Below are 15,349 nucleotides of genomic sequence, written 5' to 3'. Positions count from 1 at the left end.
GTTCCGTCTTATTGCGCCAGCGCCTTGACCACCGCGTCGCCCATCTGCGAGGTGCCCACCTTGGTGGTGCCTGCCTCGTAGATGTCGGGCGTGCGCAGGCCCTGCTTGAGCACGGCCTTGACGGCGTTCTCGATGCGGTCGGCCTGTTCGGCGCGGCCCAGCGAATAGCGCAGCATCATGGCGGCCGACAGGATGGTGGCCAGCGGATTGGCCACGCCCTTGCCGGCGATGTCGGGCGCCGAACCGTGCGACGGTTCGTACAGGCCCTTGTTGTTGGCGTCCAGCGAAGCGGACGGCAGCATGCCGATCGAGCCGGTCAGCATCGAGGCCTGGTCGGATAGGATGTCGCCGAACATATTGCCGGTGACGATGACGTCGAAGCGCTTCGGTGCGCGCACCAGCTGCATGGCGGCGTTGTCGACGTACATGTGGTCCAGCGCCACGTCAGGGTATTCCTTGTGCACGTCCGTGACGATGTCGCGCCAGAACTGGAACGTTTCCAGCACGTTGGCCTTGTCCACGCTGGTCAGGCGCTTGTCGCGCTTTTGCGCGGCCTGGAACGCCACGTGGGCGATGCGGCGGATTTCGCCTTCCGCGTAGCGCATGGTGTCGAAGCCTTCGCGCTGGCCCTTGAAGGCGCCGTCCGGGCACTCGCGCACGCCGCGCGGCTGGCCGAAGTAGATGTCGCCCGTCAGTTCGCGGATGATCAGGATGTCCAGGCCCGACACCACTTCCGGCTTGAGCGTGGAGGCGCCCGCCAGTTCAGGGTACAAAATGGCCGGACGCAGGTTGGCGAACAGGCCCAAGTGCTTGCGCAGGCCCAGGATGGCTTGCTCGGGGCGCAGCGCGCGTTCCAGCGTGTCGTACTTGAAGTCGCCCACGGCGCCGAACAGGATGGCGTCGGCCGCCTTGGCCAGCGCCAGCGTGCCTTCGGGCAGCGGATGGCCATGGGCCGCGTAGCCGGCGCCGCCGACGGGCGCGCTTTCGAGCTCGAACTTTTCGTCCAGCGCGTTCAATACCTTGACGGCCTGGTCGACGATTTCCGGGCCGATACCGTCGCCCGGGAGGATAGCAATTTTCATGAGATGTCGATTCTTAGATGACGTTGGCCAGCCAGGGCTGGCTTGCCAGATGGCGCGCTTCGAAGTCGCGGATGGCGTCGGCGTGGCGCAGGGTCAGGCCAATATCGTCGAGCCCGTTCATCAGGCAATATTTGCGGAAGGCGTCGATCTCGAAGGGGTAGGAGACGCTGCCATTGCTGGTGGAAATACGCTGCTGCTCAAGGTCAACCACCAGACGGTAACCGGGGAAAGCCTTGACTTCATTGAACAGATGATCGATCTGTGCTTCAGGTAATACGATGGGCAGCAAGCCGCTCTTGTAGCAGTTGTTGAAGAAAATATCGGCGAACGAGGGCGCGATGATGGCGCGGAAGCCATACTGGTCCAGCGCCCACGGCGCGTGCTCGCGCGAGGAGCCGCAGCCGAAGTTCTTGCGCGTCAGCAGGATGGAGGCGCCCTGGTAGCGCGGCTCGTTGAGCACGAAGTCCGGGTTCAGCGGACGGCGGCTGTTGTCCATGCCCGGTTCGCCGTGGTCCAGGTAGCGCCACTCGTCGAACAGGTTGGGGCCGAAGCCGGTGCGGTGGATGGACTTCAGGAATTGCTTCGGGATGATGGCGTCGGTGTCGACGTTGGCGCGGTCAAGCGGGGCCACCAGGCCTTCGTAGATCGTAAATTTATCCATGGTACTCAATCAGTTGGTGCGGCGGCGGGCCGCCCAGGGCCCGCCCTGCCGCGGTTATTTTTTGCCAGCGCCTTCGACCGCCTGGCCCAGCTTCTCCACATCCTTGCCCATGCCCTGGATGGTGTTGCAGGCGGTCAGGGACAGGGCGATCAGGGACAGGGCGAACAGTTTTTTCATGATGGACTCTCTTTGAGGACTGGTTATCTTTTCTGTTGTGCGTGGCGCGCCGGCCAGCTTCACCACGCGGGAGCGGATCGGCCGATCCGCTCCCATGCGAGGACTGTGAGGCTCAGCGCAGCGCGCGCACGTCGACGAAGTGGCCGGCGATACCGGCCGCCGCCGCCATCGCGGGCGACACCAGGTGGGTGCGTCCGCCCTGGCCCTGGCGGCCTTCGAAGTTGCGGTTCGAGGTCGAGGCGCAGCGCTCGCCCGGCTCCAGCCGGTCGGCGTTCATGGCCAGGCACATCGAGCAACCCGGCTCGCGCCATTCGAAACCGGCATCGCGGAAGATGCGGTCCAGCCCTTCGCGCTCGGCCTGCTCCTTGACCAGGCCCGAACCGGGCACCACCAGCGCCAGCTTGACGTTGGAGGCGCGCTGCTTGCCGCGCACCACCTCGGCGGCGGCGCGCAAGTCCTCGATGCGCGAGTTGGTGCAGGAACCGATGAACACCTTGTCGATGCGGATATCCTCGATCGCCGTGTTGGGCTTGAGGTCCATGTAGACCAGCGCCTTTTCCATGGCGTCGCGCTTGACGCTGTCCTTCTCGTGGTCGGGATCGGGCACGCGGCCATCGACCGAGGTCACCATCTCGGGCGAGGTGCCCCACGTGACCTGCGGCTTGATCTCGGCCGCGTTGAGCGTGACCACCAGGTCGAAGCGGGCGCCGGGATCGGAATGGAGCGTGCGCCAGTATTCGACGGCGCGCTCCCAGTGCGGGCCCACGGGCGAGAACGGACGGCCCTTGACGTAGTTGATGGTGGTGTCGTCGACGCCGACGATGCCGGCGCGCGCGCCCGCCTCGATGGCCATGTTACACACCGTCATGCGCCCTTCCATCGACAGCGCGCGGATGGTGGAGCCGCCGAACTCGATGCAGTAGCCGGTGCCGCCGGCCGTGCCGATCTTGCCGATCACGGCCAGCACGATGTCCTTGGCCGTTACGCCGGCCGGCAGCGCGCCGTCCACCTGCACCAGCATGGCCTTGGATTTTTTCTGCAGCAGGGTCTGGGTAGCCAGCACGTGCTCCACTTCCGAGGTGCCGATGCCGTGCGCCAGCGCGCCGAAGGCGCCGTGGGTCGAGGTATGCGAGTCGCCGCACACCACCGTCATGCCCGGCAGGGTGGCGCCCTGCTCCGGGCCGATCACGTGCACGATGCCCTGGCGCTTGTCGTTCATGTTGAAATAGGTCAGGCCGTAGGACTTGGCGTTGGCGTCCAGCGTTTCCACCTGCAGGCGCGAGACCGGGTCGGCGATGCCGTGGGCGCGGTCGGTGGTGGGGACGTTGTGGTCGGCCACGGCCAGGTTGGCCGAGATGCGCCACGGCTTGCGGCCGGCGGCGCGCAGGCCGTCGAATGCTTGCGGGCTGGTGACTTCGTGCACCAGGTGCCGGTCGATGTACAGGATCGTGGTGCCGTCTTCCTCGGTCTTGACCACGTGCGATTCCCAGAGTTTGTCGTAAAGCGTCTTCATCATGATTTATGCAGTGCTGCTACCGCCTGTGTGAGTGATCCACTTTGATTATGCCATATTTGTGCATTGCAAAAGCGTCGCCGGTCCCAGCCTCGTGAGCTGATGCGGTTGCGCGTCTTGATACACCTTTTATGACTCCTTTGCTATTTTGTATCATTTTGCCGACCCGGCCTGCACGGCCGCGGCGGCGAAAAAAAAGCCTGCGGGGGTCGCAGGCTTCGTGTCGGTCGCCAGCGTAACGCTAGGCTGCCATGCGGACACTGCTGCGGCACCCGTCCATCAGGAACGATAGGCCCACCACCAGCACCAGCTCGCCCTCGGCGGAGCGGGCCGTGCCCGTAATGCCTTCCACGGCGATGGCCGTCATCGGCTTGATCACCAGGTCGGCCGTGCCATCGACCGCTTCCACGGCCAGGATGTACGGCTGTGGCGCCGCAACAACAATACCCACCTTCTCGCGGCAGTTCTCGTAGCCGAGCGCACCGGCCAGCGACCGCACCGGCAACGGCCGGCCCTGGTCCTTGAGCACGGGCGCGCCGCCCACTTCCATGAACTCTTCCGGCAGTTCGACCACGCGCTGCACCACGGCCATCGGCAACGCCAGCGCCGCGCCCGAGGTGGACACCAGCATGGTCGGCACGATCGACAGTTCGATCGGCAGGCGGATGGCGAACTTGGTGCCGAAGCCGAGCGCCGACTCGATGTGGATGGCGCCGCGGTTCTTTTCCACGGCCGTCTTCACCACGTCCATGCCGACGCCGCGGCCGGACACGCTGGAGGCCACTTCCTTGGTCGAGAAACCGGGCAGGAACACCAGCTGGAAGCAATCGTCGGCCGTCAGCTGGGCCGATTCGCTGATCAGGCCCTTCTGCAGCGCCTTCTGGCGCAGCTTGATCGGGTCCATGCCCTTGCCGTCATCCTGCAGCACGATCATCACGCTGTTCGCTTCCTGCCAGGCCTTGAGCGAGATGTAGGACTTGGTGGACTTGCCGGCCGCCACCCGCTCCTCGGGCGATTCGACGCCGTGGTCGAGCGCGTTGCGCAGCATGTGCACCAGCGGATCGTACAGGCTGTCGACGACGACGCGGTCCACTTCCGTTTCCGCGCCCTCGATGGTCAGTTCCACATCCTTGCCCAAATCCTTGGCCAGCTCGCGCACCAGGCGCGGGAATTTCTGGAACAGGCGGCCCACCGGCTGCATGCGGGTGGCCAGCGTGGCGCGCTGCAGCTCGGTCGAATAACGCGACGCGCGCTCCAGCGTTTCAGCCAGCGTGGCCATCAAGGTCGCGGCCTGGCCTTCGAACTTGAATTGCAGCAGGCGTTCCAGCAGCACGGCGGCCTGGTTGGCGGCCTGCACGGATTCGCCCGCCACTTCCAGCAGCGCGTCGAGCTTGACGGCGTCGACGCGGATGCTCTCCTCCTTGACGGGGGCCGTCTGCGGCCGGTCTTCGCGCTTCTCGCCGTCGGGACGGGGGCGCGCAACGGCTGCGGCAGGGGCCGCGGCCACGGCCGCCGCCACGCCTTCGGCCACGGACGCGGCAGGCGCCGCGGCAGGCGCGGGCGCTGGCGCGGCGCGGCGCGTGTAGGTGCCTTCCGGCACCACGGAAATGTACATGCCTTCCCAGTCCAGCCCATCATCGGAGACGGCGGCGGGCGCGGCGGCCGGCGCCGCTGCGGCCGGCGCGGCGGCCGGTGCAGACGCAGGCGCGGCGGCCGGCTTGGCGGCGGCCTTGGGCACATCGCCCTTGCCTTCGATGGCGTCCTTCAGGATCGCTTCCAGGTCGCCCGGCATGGCCGGCAGCGTATCGGGCTCGGCGCCATTCGACAGTTCGGCCAGCTGGTCGGCCACGAAACCGGAAGCCTGCAGCGCCGCCTCGATGGCCAGCGGCGTGACGGGCGCGGCGCCCGTGCGCAGCGCGTCAAACAGGTTTTCCGTCAGGTGACAGGCCGCCACCAGCGCCGGCAGGTTCATGAAGCCGGCGCCACCCTTGATGGTGTGGAACGAGCGAAACACCGCGTTCAGGGTTTCCTTGTTTTCCGGGTCGCGTTCGAGGCGCAACAGATGTTCTTCCACATTGACAGCCAGATCCATCGCCTCGACGACGAAATCCTTGAGCATATCGTCCATTAGAATCCCAGGTCAGCAAGCAGGTCGTCGACACTATCCTGATTCAGCGCCACCGACGGAGCCGATGGGCCTTGCATCAGAGACACTTCTTTTTGCGCCAGTTTCTCGCGCACGTCGGCCGGCGCGTTGTCGCGCAGCAGCTGCGCCAACTCGTTCTCCACCGTTTTGGTGATGGTCACCACCTTCTTGATCAGCTGGCCGGTGATGTCCTGGAAGTCCTGGGCCATCATGATTTCCAGCAGGCGGGCTTTTTCCGCCTCGGTCGCTTCCGACACGGCTTGCGCGAACGCCTTGGAGTCACCCGCCAGCACCTTGAACTGATCCAGGCTGAGCTTGCCGGCGAACAGGTCGCTCCAACGGTTTTCCATTTCCTTCGATTGCTTGGACAGCACATCCTGGGCGGGCATGCCCTCGTCCAGCGTGTTGAGCACCTTGTTGGCAGCCTGTTCGGTGAGCGAGGCCACGTATTCCAGCCGGTCCTGGGCATCGACGATTTGCGACGACGCTTCCGTCAGCGCCTTGTCATAGCCCAGTTCGCGCAGCGAATCGTGCAGCAGGCGCACGATGCCGCCCAGGCGTTCGAACATGGCTGGCTTGTCGCCGTCGGGAACGTCGGCGACCGCGGCTGCAGCGGCAGCCAGGGCCGGGGCCGGCGCGGCCGCTTCGGCCACCACATCGGGCGGGCGGGCCGCCGCTACCTGCTCGAACAGGCTTTCCAGGTCATCTTCGGCCGCGGCCGGCGCAGGAGCGGGTGCCGGGGCCGGTGCCGCACTCTTGCTTTGGGCAGACACTTCATCAAATAGTGCGTCGAAATCATCAGCGGCGTTGGTCATAATCCCTGCTTCTCCATAATTTGTAAAATTGCTGCCCTTCCACTTGCTTGCTCACCCTGTGCCGCCCCATCCGCAGGCGGGCTCGAGAGTGATGACGCCCGGCAATATAACGCGCTTTCGCGAGTGTAGCAGGGCGGCGCCGGATTGTTCAATCTCCAGGGCCGGAAAGCCGGTCGGCTACCCCGCTGCCCAAGGGGGCAAGCCACGTTTACTGTTGTATTTGCAGATACTAACATTGGAAAGATGGCCCAGGTATGGCGGCAACCACAAAACAAGTGCCTATGCGCAAAAAATGCCTGTTTGACCTTGCATTAACAGCAAGCACCAGTGTACTTATTGATACAGATCAAGACTTTCCATGCTAACAATAATGTGAATCAGGACTACAATTAAACTGGCGCGCTCGGTCGTTGCAGTCTGCCAGTGACGCCGCCGGCATTGCGCACTGAGAGGAGAACTGCCATGTACCGCAAAATCTTGATTACGACCGACGGTTCCACCGTGTCGAGTAAGACGGCGTGTGCCGGAGTGGACTTCGCCGAACAGATGGGCGCCGACATCCTGGCCCTGTTCGTGGCGCCGGAATACCAGTATCCGATCTACGTGGAAATCATTCCCCCCAGCTACCCCAGCGAGGAGGAATACATGGCGGCCATGCAGCGCGCCGGCCAGCAGCACGTGCAGCCCATCGTCGACGCGGCCGCGCGGCGCGGCCTGCGCTGCCAGGGCATGACGGTGTTCGCGGAAAGCCCGGCGCTCAAGATCGTCGAGGTGGCCGCCCGCGAAGGCTGCGACCTGATCTTCATGGGCTCGCACGGGCGCAGCGGCTGGGGCCAGCTGTTGCTGGGCAGCGTCACCAACAAGGTGCTGTCGCACTCGCGCATTCCGGTCCTGGTGCACCGGCTGATCAAGGAGCCGGCGCCCGGCCCGGCCTGAATTGAGCGGCAACAACATTAAGTAAAAAGCATTCCTGTCCCGAATTCGGGTAGTATGACCGCCGGCGCGCCGCGCGCCAGGACCTGCTTTTTTCCATTGCAAACTTTGATGCCATGCCAAATGGCAAGGTGCAGACTGACCTATGATACGAATTGTCATCGCCGACGACCACACCATCATGCGCGAAGGGCTCAAGCGCATCCTCGACGGTGCGCCGGACATCGACATCGTGGGCGAGGCGATCGACGGCTTCGAAGTGCTGAACCATGTGCGCCAGGGTGGCTTCGACTTGCTGCTGCTGGACTTGTCCATGCCCGGGCGCAGCGGCGTGGACCTGATCCGCCAGATCCGCAGCGAGGCGCCCAAGGTGGCCATCCTGATCCTCACCATGCACGAGGAGGAGCAATACGCGGTGCGCGCCATCCGCGCCGGCGCCCAGGGCTACCTGACCAAGGAAAGCGCCGGCACCCAGCTGGTGGGCGCGATCCGCAAGGTGGCCTCGGGCCGCCCCTACATCAGCACGGAAGTGGCCGAGCAACTGGCGCTCAACATCATGATGCCCAGCGAGACCTTGCTGCACAAACAGTTGTCGGACCGGGAATTCGAAGTGTTCTCGCTGCTCGTGGCCGGCAAGTCGATCACGGAAATCGCCAACGGCCTGCACCTGAGCGTCAAGACCGTCAGCACCCACAAGACCCGCATCATGCAGAAGATGGGCATGAATTCGCTGTCGGAAATGGTGCAATATGCCGTGGCGCACCGCCTGTTATCGCCGTTCAAAACCTGAGCCCTCCTCCCCGGCGACCGGGACCATTAGGACGACTCCTACAGCTGCGCGCCCCCTCCTACGCGCATATTCAGCACTTACCGATATTCACCGCCCCGCCCCGTTGGCATACTGAAACCACACGATTGTTTTGCTTCGCGGCCATTCCGGTGTTCCCGACGCCACGGCGCGCCATGCAACACAAGCCAGAACAAGATCAGCCGGCTTCGGGCGCGCCTCATCCCTGCGCGCGTGGCAGACGGCCCGGCGGTCGCGCCACGCGCGCGGCCACTTCCAGCGCCACTGAACCGACTTTTATCTGCAACCAGGAGATGAACATGCTGTCCACGCAAGCGTCCGTAGCCCGCCCGGCGTCCCCCGCGACCGTCCCCTCGCCCTCGATGGAGGCGGGGCGGCAACGCCAGGGACGGCTGTGGTCGAATCTCAAAGAAGTGTGCGACCTGCTCCACATTCCAGCCGCTTGCACCATCGCGACCGAGGAATTGCTGTTCCAGCATGTGCAGTTCAAGACGGGCCAACGCATCCACACCATCGGCCAGCCCTTCGACACGCTCTACATCGTCAATTCCGGCTTCCTCAAGACCGTGCTGATCGATGAATTCGGCAACGAACAGGTGCTGAGTTTCCCCATGAAAGGCGACATGCTGGGCGTGGACGGCATCCACACCCGCCACTACTCGTCCGAAGCGGTGGCCCTGTCGGACTGCGACCTGATCCTGTTGCCGTTCAAGAAGCTGACGGCGCTGGGCCGCATCCACCTGGAACTGGAGAACATGATGTACGGCGTGATGAGCCGCGAGCTGGTGCGCGAGCAAGCCATGATCGGCATGCTGGGCGCGCTGTCGGCCGAGGCGCGCGTGGCCCGCTTCCTCGTCTCGCTGGCCGAACGCTTCGCCCAGATGGGCTATTCGAGCAAGCTGTTCAACCTGCGCATGACGCGCCACGAGATCGGCAGCTACCTGGGCCTGACGCTGGAGACGGTCAGCCGCACCTTGTCGGCCTTCAACGAAATCGGCCTGATCAGCGTGGACCAGCGCACCATCGGCATCAAGGACGCGGAAGCGCTCAAGACGCTGCGCCGCCTGCCGCCGTCGCGCGCGCGGGCGCGCCAGCAAGCCACGGCCAAGGGCAAGGCGGGCGCCGAGCCGGCCGCGCCGGCCCAGCTGCTCGCTTCCGCGTAACGACCTACCCTTGCTGCACCCAGCTTGGCCCGGCCCCGCGCCGGGCCTTTTTTATCGGCGCAAACACGGTCCGGCCCCTAGGCGCGGCACCACGCTGACACGGCCGATCAGTGCAACACGGGCGGCGGCGCGGGTGGGCGGCGCCGCACGCGCAGCCCGACCGCCGGCGGCATGCGCAGGCGCCGCACCATGGCCGGCAGCGCCTGCGGCGCGCCACGGGCCGTGCCGTGCTGCGCGCGGCGCCGCTCGATGAACGGCCGGCGCGGCAGGTCCGGCTGCGCCGGAGCCACGGCCGGCTTGCCCTGGCGTGACAGCAGCAGCGCCAGCCGGCCAATCCGGTGCCGCAGCACGGCGCCGTCCGCAGCGCGCACGGCCGCCCCCTGGGCCGCCGCCGCCAGCGCCCCGCGCGCGATCTGGCAACCAAGCGTGCGGTAGCTTTCGAACTGGTCCTCGTCGAACCACTGGTCGGCCGTGGACTGGTGGGGAAACTCGGGATGGGTCTTGCTGTAGTTGAGCACGTCCGCGTTCTCCGCGCCCGTGATGGCCGGCTTGATGTACAGCAGCACCCCATCCTGGCCCCGGCCATCGGCGGCCCGGTACTGGATGTGGCCCGTCACGCAGCTGGCGCCCAACGCCCCGCCGCCGGCCTGCGGCACGATGCGGCGCGCGTCGAGCACGATGGGCACGTGCAAGTCCGTGTAGCATTTGCGGATCGCATTGCCCAAGTCTTCGAACACGAATTTCTCATCGCAGCTGGCGTCCACCGCCACCACCAGCCGGCAGCGCCGCCGCACCAGCTCGTACAGGCCCAGGTTCTCGAAGTGGCCGCCGTCGGACAGGTAGAGGAAATCGGCGTTGGTATCAGTCAGCCCGAACAGCTCGGCCAGGATGCTGAACAGGCCGATGCGCGGCGACGAACTTTGCCAATGTTTCTCCTTGATGGGATTGGGCGACCAGCGCCCCAGCCGCAAATTGAACAGCGTCATCAGGAAGGTCAGCGGCGGCGACGAGTGGTAGCCCATGTTGGGGCTGGCCGCCGCGCCCGACACGGCCACGGCCATGCCCAACTTGACGATGGCGTCGTCGTCGCCGAACACAGACGGGCGCGCCGCGTAGTCGGCGCTGGGGCGGTAGCAGCCCCGGTGCGCGCCCGGCGTGCGCCGGTCCGGCGACGGCATGGCCGGCATGTCGTATCCGCAATAAGCCGGCGACAGGCAGAACGCGGCCGCCTTGCGCGTCTGCCACGCCAGCTCCTGGCCGTTGACCATGTTCAGGGCCGCGTTGATCAAATGGTAGGGCCGCTGCAACGGCGCCGGCGCGGCCGGATCGGCCTTGCGCAACAGCGCGTGCAGCGGTGGATCGTCGGCCGGGTCAAAGCCCGTGAACGGATGGGGGCTGCGGCGCGGATTGCTGGCCCCGAAATAGGCCCGCACCAGCCGCATGCGGTACATCATGTAGAGCGAAAACTTGTTGATGTCCACCCGCCAGCCCAGCACCAGCGCCACGATGGCGCACGTGGCCAGCAGCGCCAGCACATGGCCCAGGTCGGCGCCGGTGGTGGCGGCGAAGTAGGCATCGTAATACGCCGACAGCGGCGCGCTGGCGGCCCGCTTTACCTGGGCCGGCGCCACCAGGTATTGCAGCCACGTGGTCAGCACGCCCACGATCACCAGGGTGAACGCATACGGCGCCACCTTGGCCACCAGCTCCAGCCGGGTGGGCGTGCCGGGCTTGCCGGTGGCGCCGCCGCTGCTGGACTTGAGGCCGACCAGCGTGACCAGCGTGGTCAGCGCCGCTCCCGCGCTGCTGGTGCGCCAGTATTGGGTGAAGCCCCAGTCCAGCAGCGGCGGCAGGTAGAACGCGCACAGGCACCAGGCCAGCCAGGCCAGGCTGAAGATGAAGGTCCACGCGCCCTGGCGCGCCCACCACTCGCGGCTGGGGTCGCGGTACATGCGGCCGATCAGGCCTATCATCAACGTGATGGTGACGCCAAACAGGGCCAGCAGCAGCGGCATACCGAGGCTGGTCAGTTGCACGGCGTCAACCGGCAACGGTCCGGCCCGGTGCGCCATCGACAGCGTCTTCAGCAACAGCATGGTGGCCACGGCCAGCGCGCCGATGGCGCACAGCAGATGGCCCAGCCCCTCCAGCAGCACCTTGGCCGGCGGCGCCGTCTCGCGCTCGGGCACCCGCAGCGCGGCCCGGTAATTGAGCCACTGCGCCGTGCCCCAGCCGGCCACCCAGACCAGGAAATACAGCACACCCGGCAGCAGCAGCCACGTATAGGAATACTGGGCCAGTCCGGCCGGGATGTCGTCCCAGAACGTGATCAGGCGCGCGCGGTATTGCCACACGGCCAGGCTGCCCAGCAGCGCCGACACCATCAGCGGCAGACAGATGCAGATCAGCACGTTGCCCTGGTTCTGCGGCAGCCAGCTGCCCGGCGGCGGCCGGCCCTTGCGCGCGATGCTGAGCGCCATGAAGTACACGGCCAGCAGGAACAGGCCGACGGTGCACGGCGCCGTGGCGCGGCCCGGCGCCACCATCTCGTGCGCCACCACGGCCGTGAGCAGGCGCGGCAGCAGGAACAGGGCCGCCAGCCATGCCGTCAGCAGGCCCAGGTTGAGCAGCGTGTTGCGCGCATAGGTGCAGATCAGGGTCCAGGTGTCGGCGCTGAACATGCCGGTGGCCGGCGTCAGGTAGTGGCTGTACTGGCGCAGGAACTGGACCGGGATGGCTTCGCTGCGCGCGCCGCCAACGCTGGCGCCGGCCGGGGCCAGCGCTTCCTCCACGGCGGCCACTTCGCCGCCCTGCTCCTTGATCCAGCGCGACAGCCAGCCGCCGATATAGCCGCCGCCCGACACGGTGGACAGGTAATCGAAATCGCGCAGCAGCCGCAATTCGGCCAGCGCCTGCAGCACGCCCAGGTTGAAGGTGGCGCTGCGGATGCCGCCGCCGGAAAACGCCAGCCCGGCCAGCTTGTGGCGCTGGGCGCGCCGGTAGACGTCGGACAGCCGGGCCGGACGCGCGCCACCGAGGTCGCCATCGAGCGCGTCGAGCTCGAACTGGAACACTTCGCTGAACACGGTGCCGGCGCGCGCGTTCAGGCGCGGCCACGGGTCGTCCGTTTGCTGCAGGTGTTCGTCGCGCCGGAAGCGCGCCATGGCCTGCGCGTAACCGGCGCTGGCGTCATAGCCCAGGCTGTCGAGCTTGCGGATCAGGTTCTGCCGCAACTCGTCGGGCGGCGCGGCGGGGGCTTCGGGCGGCATGGCGTACTCCCTGCGCGCAGGCGCCGGCGCCGGCGTGGTGGCGGCCCGCGCATCCGGCCATGCGATGGAGGTGACATTCACGTTCCACTATAGGCGCTGCAGCGCTGAGGAAATACGCACAATCTCACCGCGCGCCGCCGTGCTGCCCGCGCACGGGCCAGCAAAAAAGGAATCCACAAGCACGCTTGCGGATTCCTTTTTTTTCACAAGGCCGGACTGGCCGGCTGGGTGGATGGATGGATCAGGTCTTGCTGTCGCCGGAACTGCCGCCCGTGCGGCTGCCGCCACGCTCGTTGCGTTCGGTGTCGTCGCGCGAGGCGCCCTGGCTGCCGCTGCTGCCGCTGCGCGAGCCACTGCCGGTAGTGCTGCTCTGTTTGCTGCCCTGGTCATTCTTGTGGCTCATGCTGCCAGCCCGGCGCGCCTCTTCCGAGGTGAACTCATGCGCCGTACCTTTCTCATGGGCTGCCCGGCCGCCTTCACTGGCGATTTCACGTTGCTGGTCCGGGTCCATCGATGCGAAACCGCGCTTACTGGTATCGCTTTGTTTGCTACCACCCTGACTGCCTTGTTTGCTGCCGGGGTTGTCCTTGTTTGAGGTGGCCATAATCTTCTCCTGACGTTGTACATCCTTTCAGATGGGGGGGATATCCAACCTCCCCACGGAAACCGGGCCCGCGTTGTGACTGGCCCGGCGGCCGGTAAGAGGAGCATTCATGGTAGTGCATGGCCCGGCGGGCGGGCATAGGACATGCTCAAGTGTGAATGTAGGAGAAGTCCGGCGGCCGGTATCCATACGTTGCAGAGCATCTCTTAGCCTCAGCGCGCCTGCACGAATTCGGCCATGAAGGTCTTGCTGCTGTCTTCAGGAAAGTCGAACAGGACGCGCTCGCCTGCCAGCGTCAGCAGGACCGCCAGGTCCAGCGGCGGGCGCGCCTGCCCCGCGCCGCCGCATTGGTCGCACTGGCCACAGCAGACGCCCCCCTGCGCCCCGGCGCCCAGGCCGGCCAGCAGCAAGCGCCAGCGGCAAGCGCCGCCGCGCAGGTAAGCGGCCAGCGGCGCCGCCGACACGCCATCGCAGGGCGGGCAGGCCAGCAGCGTGCACTGCGCCGGCAGTCCGTCGCGCCCGGCCAGGCACGATTCCCGATAATAGTCCTGCAGGCTGGCGGGCAGGCGCAGGTGGATCACGAAGCGGATATCGGGCCGGTCCATGCCGCCGCCCAACGCCGGGGTGGCCACCAGCACGCGCCGCGCCCCCTGGCGGAACTGGCGCAGCCGCGCGCGGCGGGTGGCCGGCTCCAGCTTGCCGTGGTAGCAGCAGGCGCTGTCGCCCGCCGCGCGCAACTGGCGGCACAGGCGTTCGGCCGTCGCCATGTCGTCCACGTGGATGATGCCGGCACCGGCCGTGGCGCGGGCCAGGCGCAACGCGGCCGCGTCGCGCGCCGCCGGCCCCGCAAAGCGCAGCACGCCGTAGCGCAGGTTGGGCCGGTACAGGCCCGTATCGAGCACCGCGCCTCCCGTCCGCACTGGCGGGAGGCCTTGCGCTTGTCCGTCCGCAAGGTGCCCGCCGGCCCGTGTTCTTCTGCTCCCCATACGCCCCCCAATGTGTGATCCGCAGCTGACCGCGCCCTGCATGGGGCGAAGTTCAGCCAACAGGGTAAACGCCTCGCTTGTGACACGCTATCGGACGATCCCCCGGTGTGGGATCAGATCATCACCGGGTGCGGTTAGGAATATGCCGCACGGCGAACTCAGGCGTCCAGCCCGGCCATGCCCGCCTCGCTGTAGCGCGCGCCGCTGGCCACGCCCGGCGGCAGCGCGGCGCCGATGCGGGCGAGCTCGTCCCCGCTCAGGCGCACGTCGAGCGCACCCAGGTTGTCGTGCAGGTAGGCGATGCGCTTGGTGCCGGGAATGGGTACGATGTCGTCCCCTTGCGCCAGCAGCCACGCCAATGCCAGTTGGGCCGGAGTACAGCCCAGCTCAGCCGCCAGGTCGCGCACACGCGCCACGATACGCTCGTTGCTGCGCATGTTTTCCTCGGCGAAGCGGGGATTGAAGCTGCGAAAGTCGGCGCTGTCGCCCGTGCCCGCGAACGATCCCGTCAGGAAACCCCGGCCCAGCGGACTGTAGGCGCAGAACGCCGCCCCCACTGCGCGGCACGCGTCCAGCACGCCCTGCTCCGGGTCGCGCGTCCACAGCGAATACTCGCTTTGCACGGCCGCCACCGGATGCAGGGCCGCCGCGCGGCGCAAGGTGGCGGCCGACACTTCGCACAGGCCGATGGCGCCGATCTTGCCTTCACGCACCAGCCCGGCCAGCGCGCCCATGGATTCCTCCAGCGGCGTCTGTGCCAGGTCCAGCCGGTGCAGATAGTAAAGGTCGATGCGCTCCACGCCCAGCCGCGCCAGCGATGCCTCGCAAGCCTGGCGGAGATAGGCGGCCGAATTATCGATCCGGCGCGCGTACTGGCCCGCTTCGCGCACCAGGCCGCACTTGGTGGCCACTTGGACGCGGCCCTGCTTGCCGCGCAGGAAGCGCCCCAGCAATTGCTCGTTGTGGCCAAAGCCGTAGGCGTCGGCCGTGTCGTACAGCGTGACGCCGGCCGCGTACGCCGCCTCCAGCGTGGCCAGCGACTGGGCGTCGTCCGTGGCGCCGTAGAACTCGGACATGCCCATGCAGCCCAGGCCCAGCGCCGATACCGTCAATTCCCCGATCTTACGTTGTTGCATGTCGCGCTCCTCCATTGGTTGATGGAGACCAGTCTAGCCACCGGCCCATGCTGGAG

13 protein-coding genes are annotated in these 15,349 nt (G+C 66.7%); 3 read left to right on the top strand and 10 right to left on the bottom strand.

Translation table 11 applies throughout. From position 1 onward, the window contains the following. Positions 1–8: 8 nt before the first annotated feature. The 6 genes from leuB to H3H36_RS21175 form a co-directional block, all read right to left on the bottom strand. Positions 9–1,082, bottom strand: a complete 1,074-nt coding sequence (leuB, locus tag H3H36_RS21200) for a 3-isopropylmalate dehydrogenase (protein ID WP_182220074.1) — start codon at positions 1,080–1,082, stop codon at positions 9–11. A gap of 13 nt (positions 1,083–1,095) precedes the next feature. Further along, positions 1,096–1,743: a 3-isopropylmalate dehydratase small subunit gene (leuD, locus tag H3H36_RS21195; RefSeq protein ID WP_182220073.1), complete on the bottom strand. Its 648-nt coding sequence runs from the start codon at positions 1,741–1,743 to the stop codon at positions 1,096–1,098. 54 nt (positions 1,744–1,797) lie between these two features. After that, positions 1,798–1,920, bottom strand: a complete 123-nt coding sequence (locus tag H3H36_RS21190) for an entericidin A/B family lipoprotein (protein WP_182166818.1) — start codon at positions 1,918–1,920, stop codon at positions 1,798–1,800. Positions 1,921–2,032: 112 nt separating this feature from the next. Further along, positions 2,033–3,436 (bottom strand): 3-isopropylmalate dehydratase large subunit, encoded by a 1,404-nt coding sequence (leuC, locus tag H3H36_RS21185; RefSeq protein ID WP_182220072.1) that lies wholly within the window; start codon positions 3,434–3,436, stop codon positions 2,033–2,035. A gap of 238 nt (positions 3,437–3,674) precedes the next feature. Continuing rightward, the gene (locus H3H36_RS21180; protein ID WP_182220071.1) at positions 3,675–5,561 is read right to left on the bottom strand and encodes a chemotaxis protein CheA; all 1,887 of its coding nucleotides are present in this window, start codon (positions 5,559–5,561) and stop codon (positions 3,675–3,677) included. Continuing rightward, complete coding sequence (locus H3H36_RS21175) at positions 5,561–6,394, bottom strand: protein phosphatase CheZ (RefSeq protein WP_182220070.1); 834 nt, start codon at positions 6,392–6,394, stop codon at positions 5,561–5,563. Before H3H36_RS21175 ends, H3H36_RS21180 begins: the two co-directional genes overlap by 1 nt. 462 nt (positions 6,395–6,856) lie before the next feature. Here H3H36_RS21175 and H3H36_RS21170 point away from each other — a divergent pair, with 462 nt between their 5' ends. The 3 genes from H3H36_RS21170 (at position 6,857) to H3H36_RS21160 (ending at position 9,298) form a co-directional block, all read left to right on the top strand. Continuing rightward, the gene (locus H3H36_RS21170) at positions 6,857–7,330 is read left to right on the top strand and encodes a universal stress protein (protein WP_182220069.1); all 474 of its coding nucleotides are present in this window, start codon (positions 6,857–6,859) and stop codon (positions 7,328–7,330) included. A gap of 142 nt (positions 7,331–7,472) precedes the next feature. Further along, entirely contained in the window at positions 7,473–8,117 is a 645-nt protein-coding gene (locus tag H3H36_RS21165) for a response regulator (protein ID WP_182167271.1), read from the top strand. A 380-nt stretch (positions 8,118–8,497) separates the two neighbouring features. Further along, positions 8,498–9,298 carry a Crp/Fnr family transcriptional regulator gene (locus H3H36_RS21160; protein WP_182220099.1) on the top strand — a complete coding sequence of 267 codons (801 nt, stop codon included), beginning with the start codon at positions 8,498–8,500 and terminating at the stop codon, positions 9,296–9,298. Positions 9,299–9,405: 107 nt separating this feature from the next. On the opposite strand, the gene H3H36_RS26740 is transcribed toward H3H36_RS21160, so the two are convergent. The 4 genes from H3H36_RS26740 to H3H36_RS21140 form a co-directional block, all read right to left on the bottom strand. Beyond that, complete coding sequence (locus H3H36_RS26740; protein ID WP_311196669.1) at positions 9,406–12,648, bottom strand: patatin-like phospholipase family protein; 3,243 nt, start codon at positions 12,646–12,648, stop codon at positions 9,406–9,408. A 160-nt stretch (positions 12,649–12,808) separates the two neighbouring features. After that, the gene (locus H3H36_RS21150; RefSeq protein ID WP_182220068.1) at positions 12,809–13,171 is read right to left on the bottom strand and encodes a KGG domain-containing protein; all 363 of its coding nucleotides are present in this window, start codon (positions 13,169–13,171) and stop codon (positions 12,809–12,811) included. A 212-nt stretch (positions 13,172–13,383) separates the two neighbouring features. After that, the gene (locus H3H36_RS21145; RefSeq protein ID WP_182220067.1) at positions 13,384–14,073 is read right to left on the bottom strand and encodes a helicase-related protein; all 690 of its coding nucleotides are present in this window, start codon (positions 14,071–14,073) and stop codon (positions 13,384–13,386) included. A 242-nt stretch (positions 14,074–14,315) separates the two neighbouring features. Continuing rightward, positions 14,316–15,293, bottom strand: a complete 978-nt coding sequence (locus H3H36_RS21140) for an aldo/keto reductase (RefSeq protein ID WP_182220066.1) — start codon at positions 15,291–15,293, stop codon at positions 14,316–14,318. Positions 15,294–15,349 lie beyond the last annotated feature (56 nt).

It is taken from the genome of Rugamonas fusca, assembly GCF_014042365.1.
Taxonomy (GTDB): Bacteria; Pseudomonadota; Gammaproteobacteria; order Burkholderiales; family Burkholderiaceae_D; genus Rugamonas; species Rugamonas fusca.
Note: the sequence above shows the minus strand (reverse complement) of the source record. Positions and strands in the feature narration are given on the sequence as shown.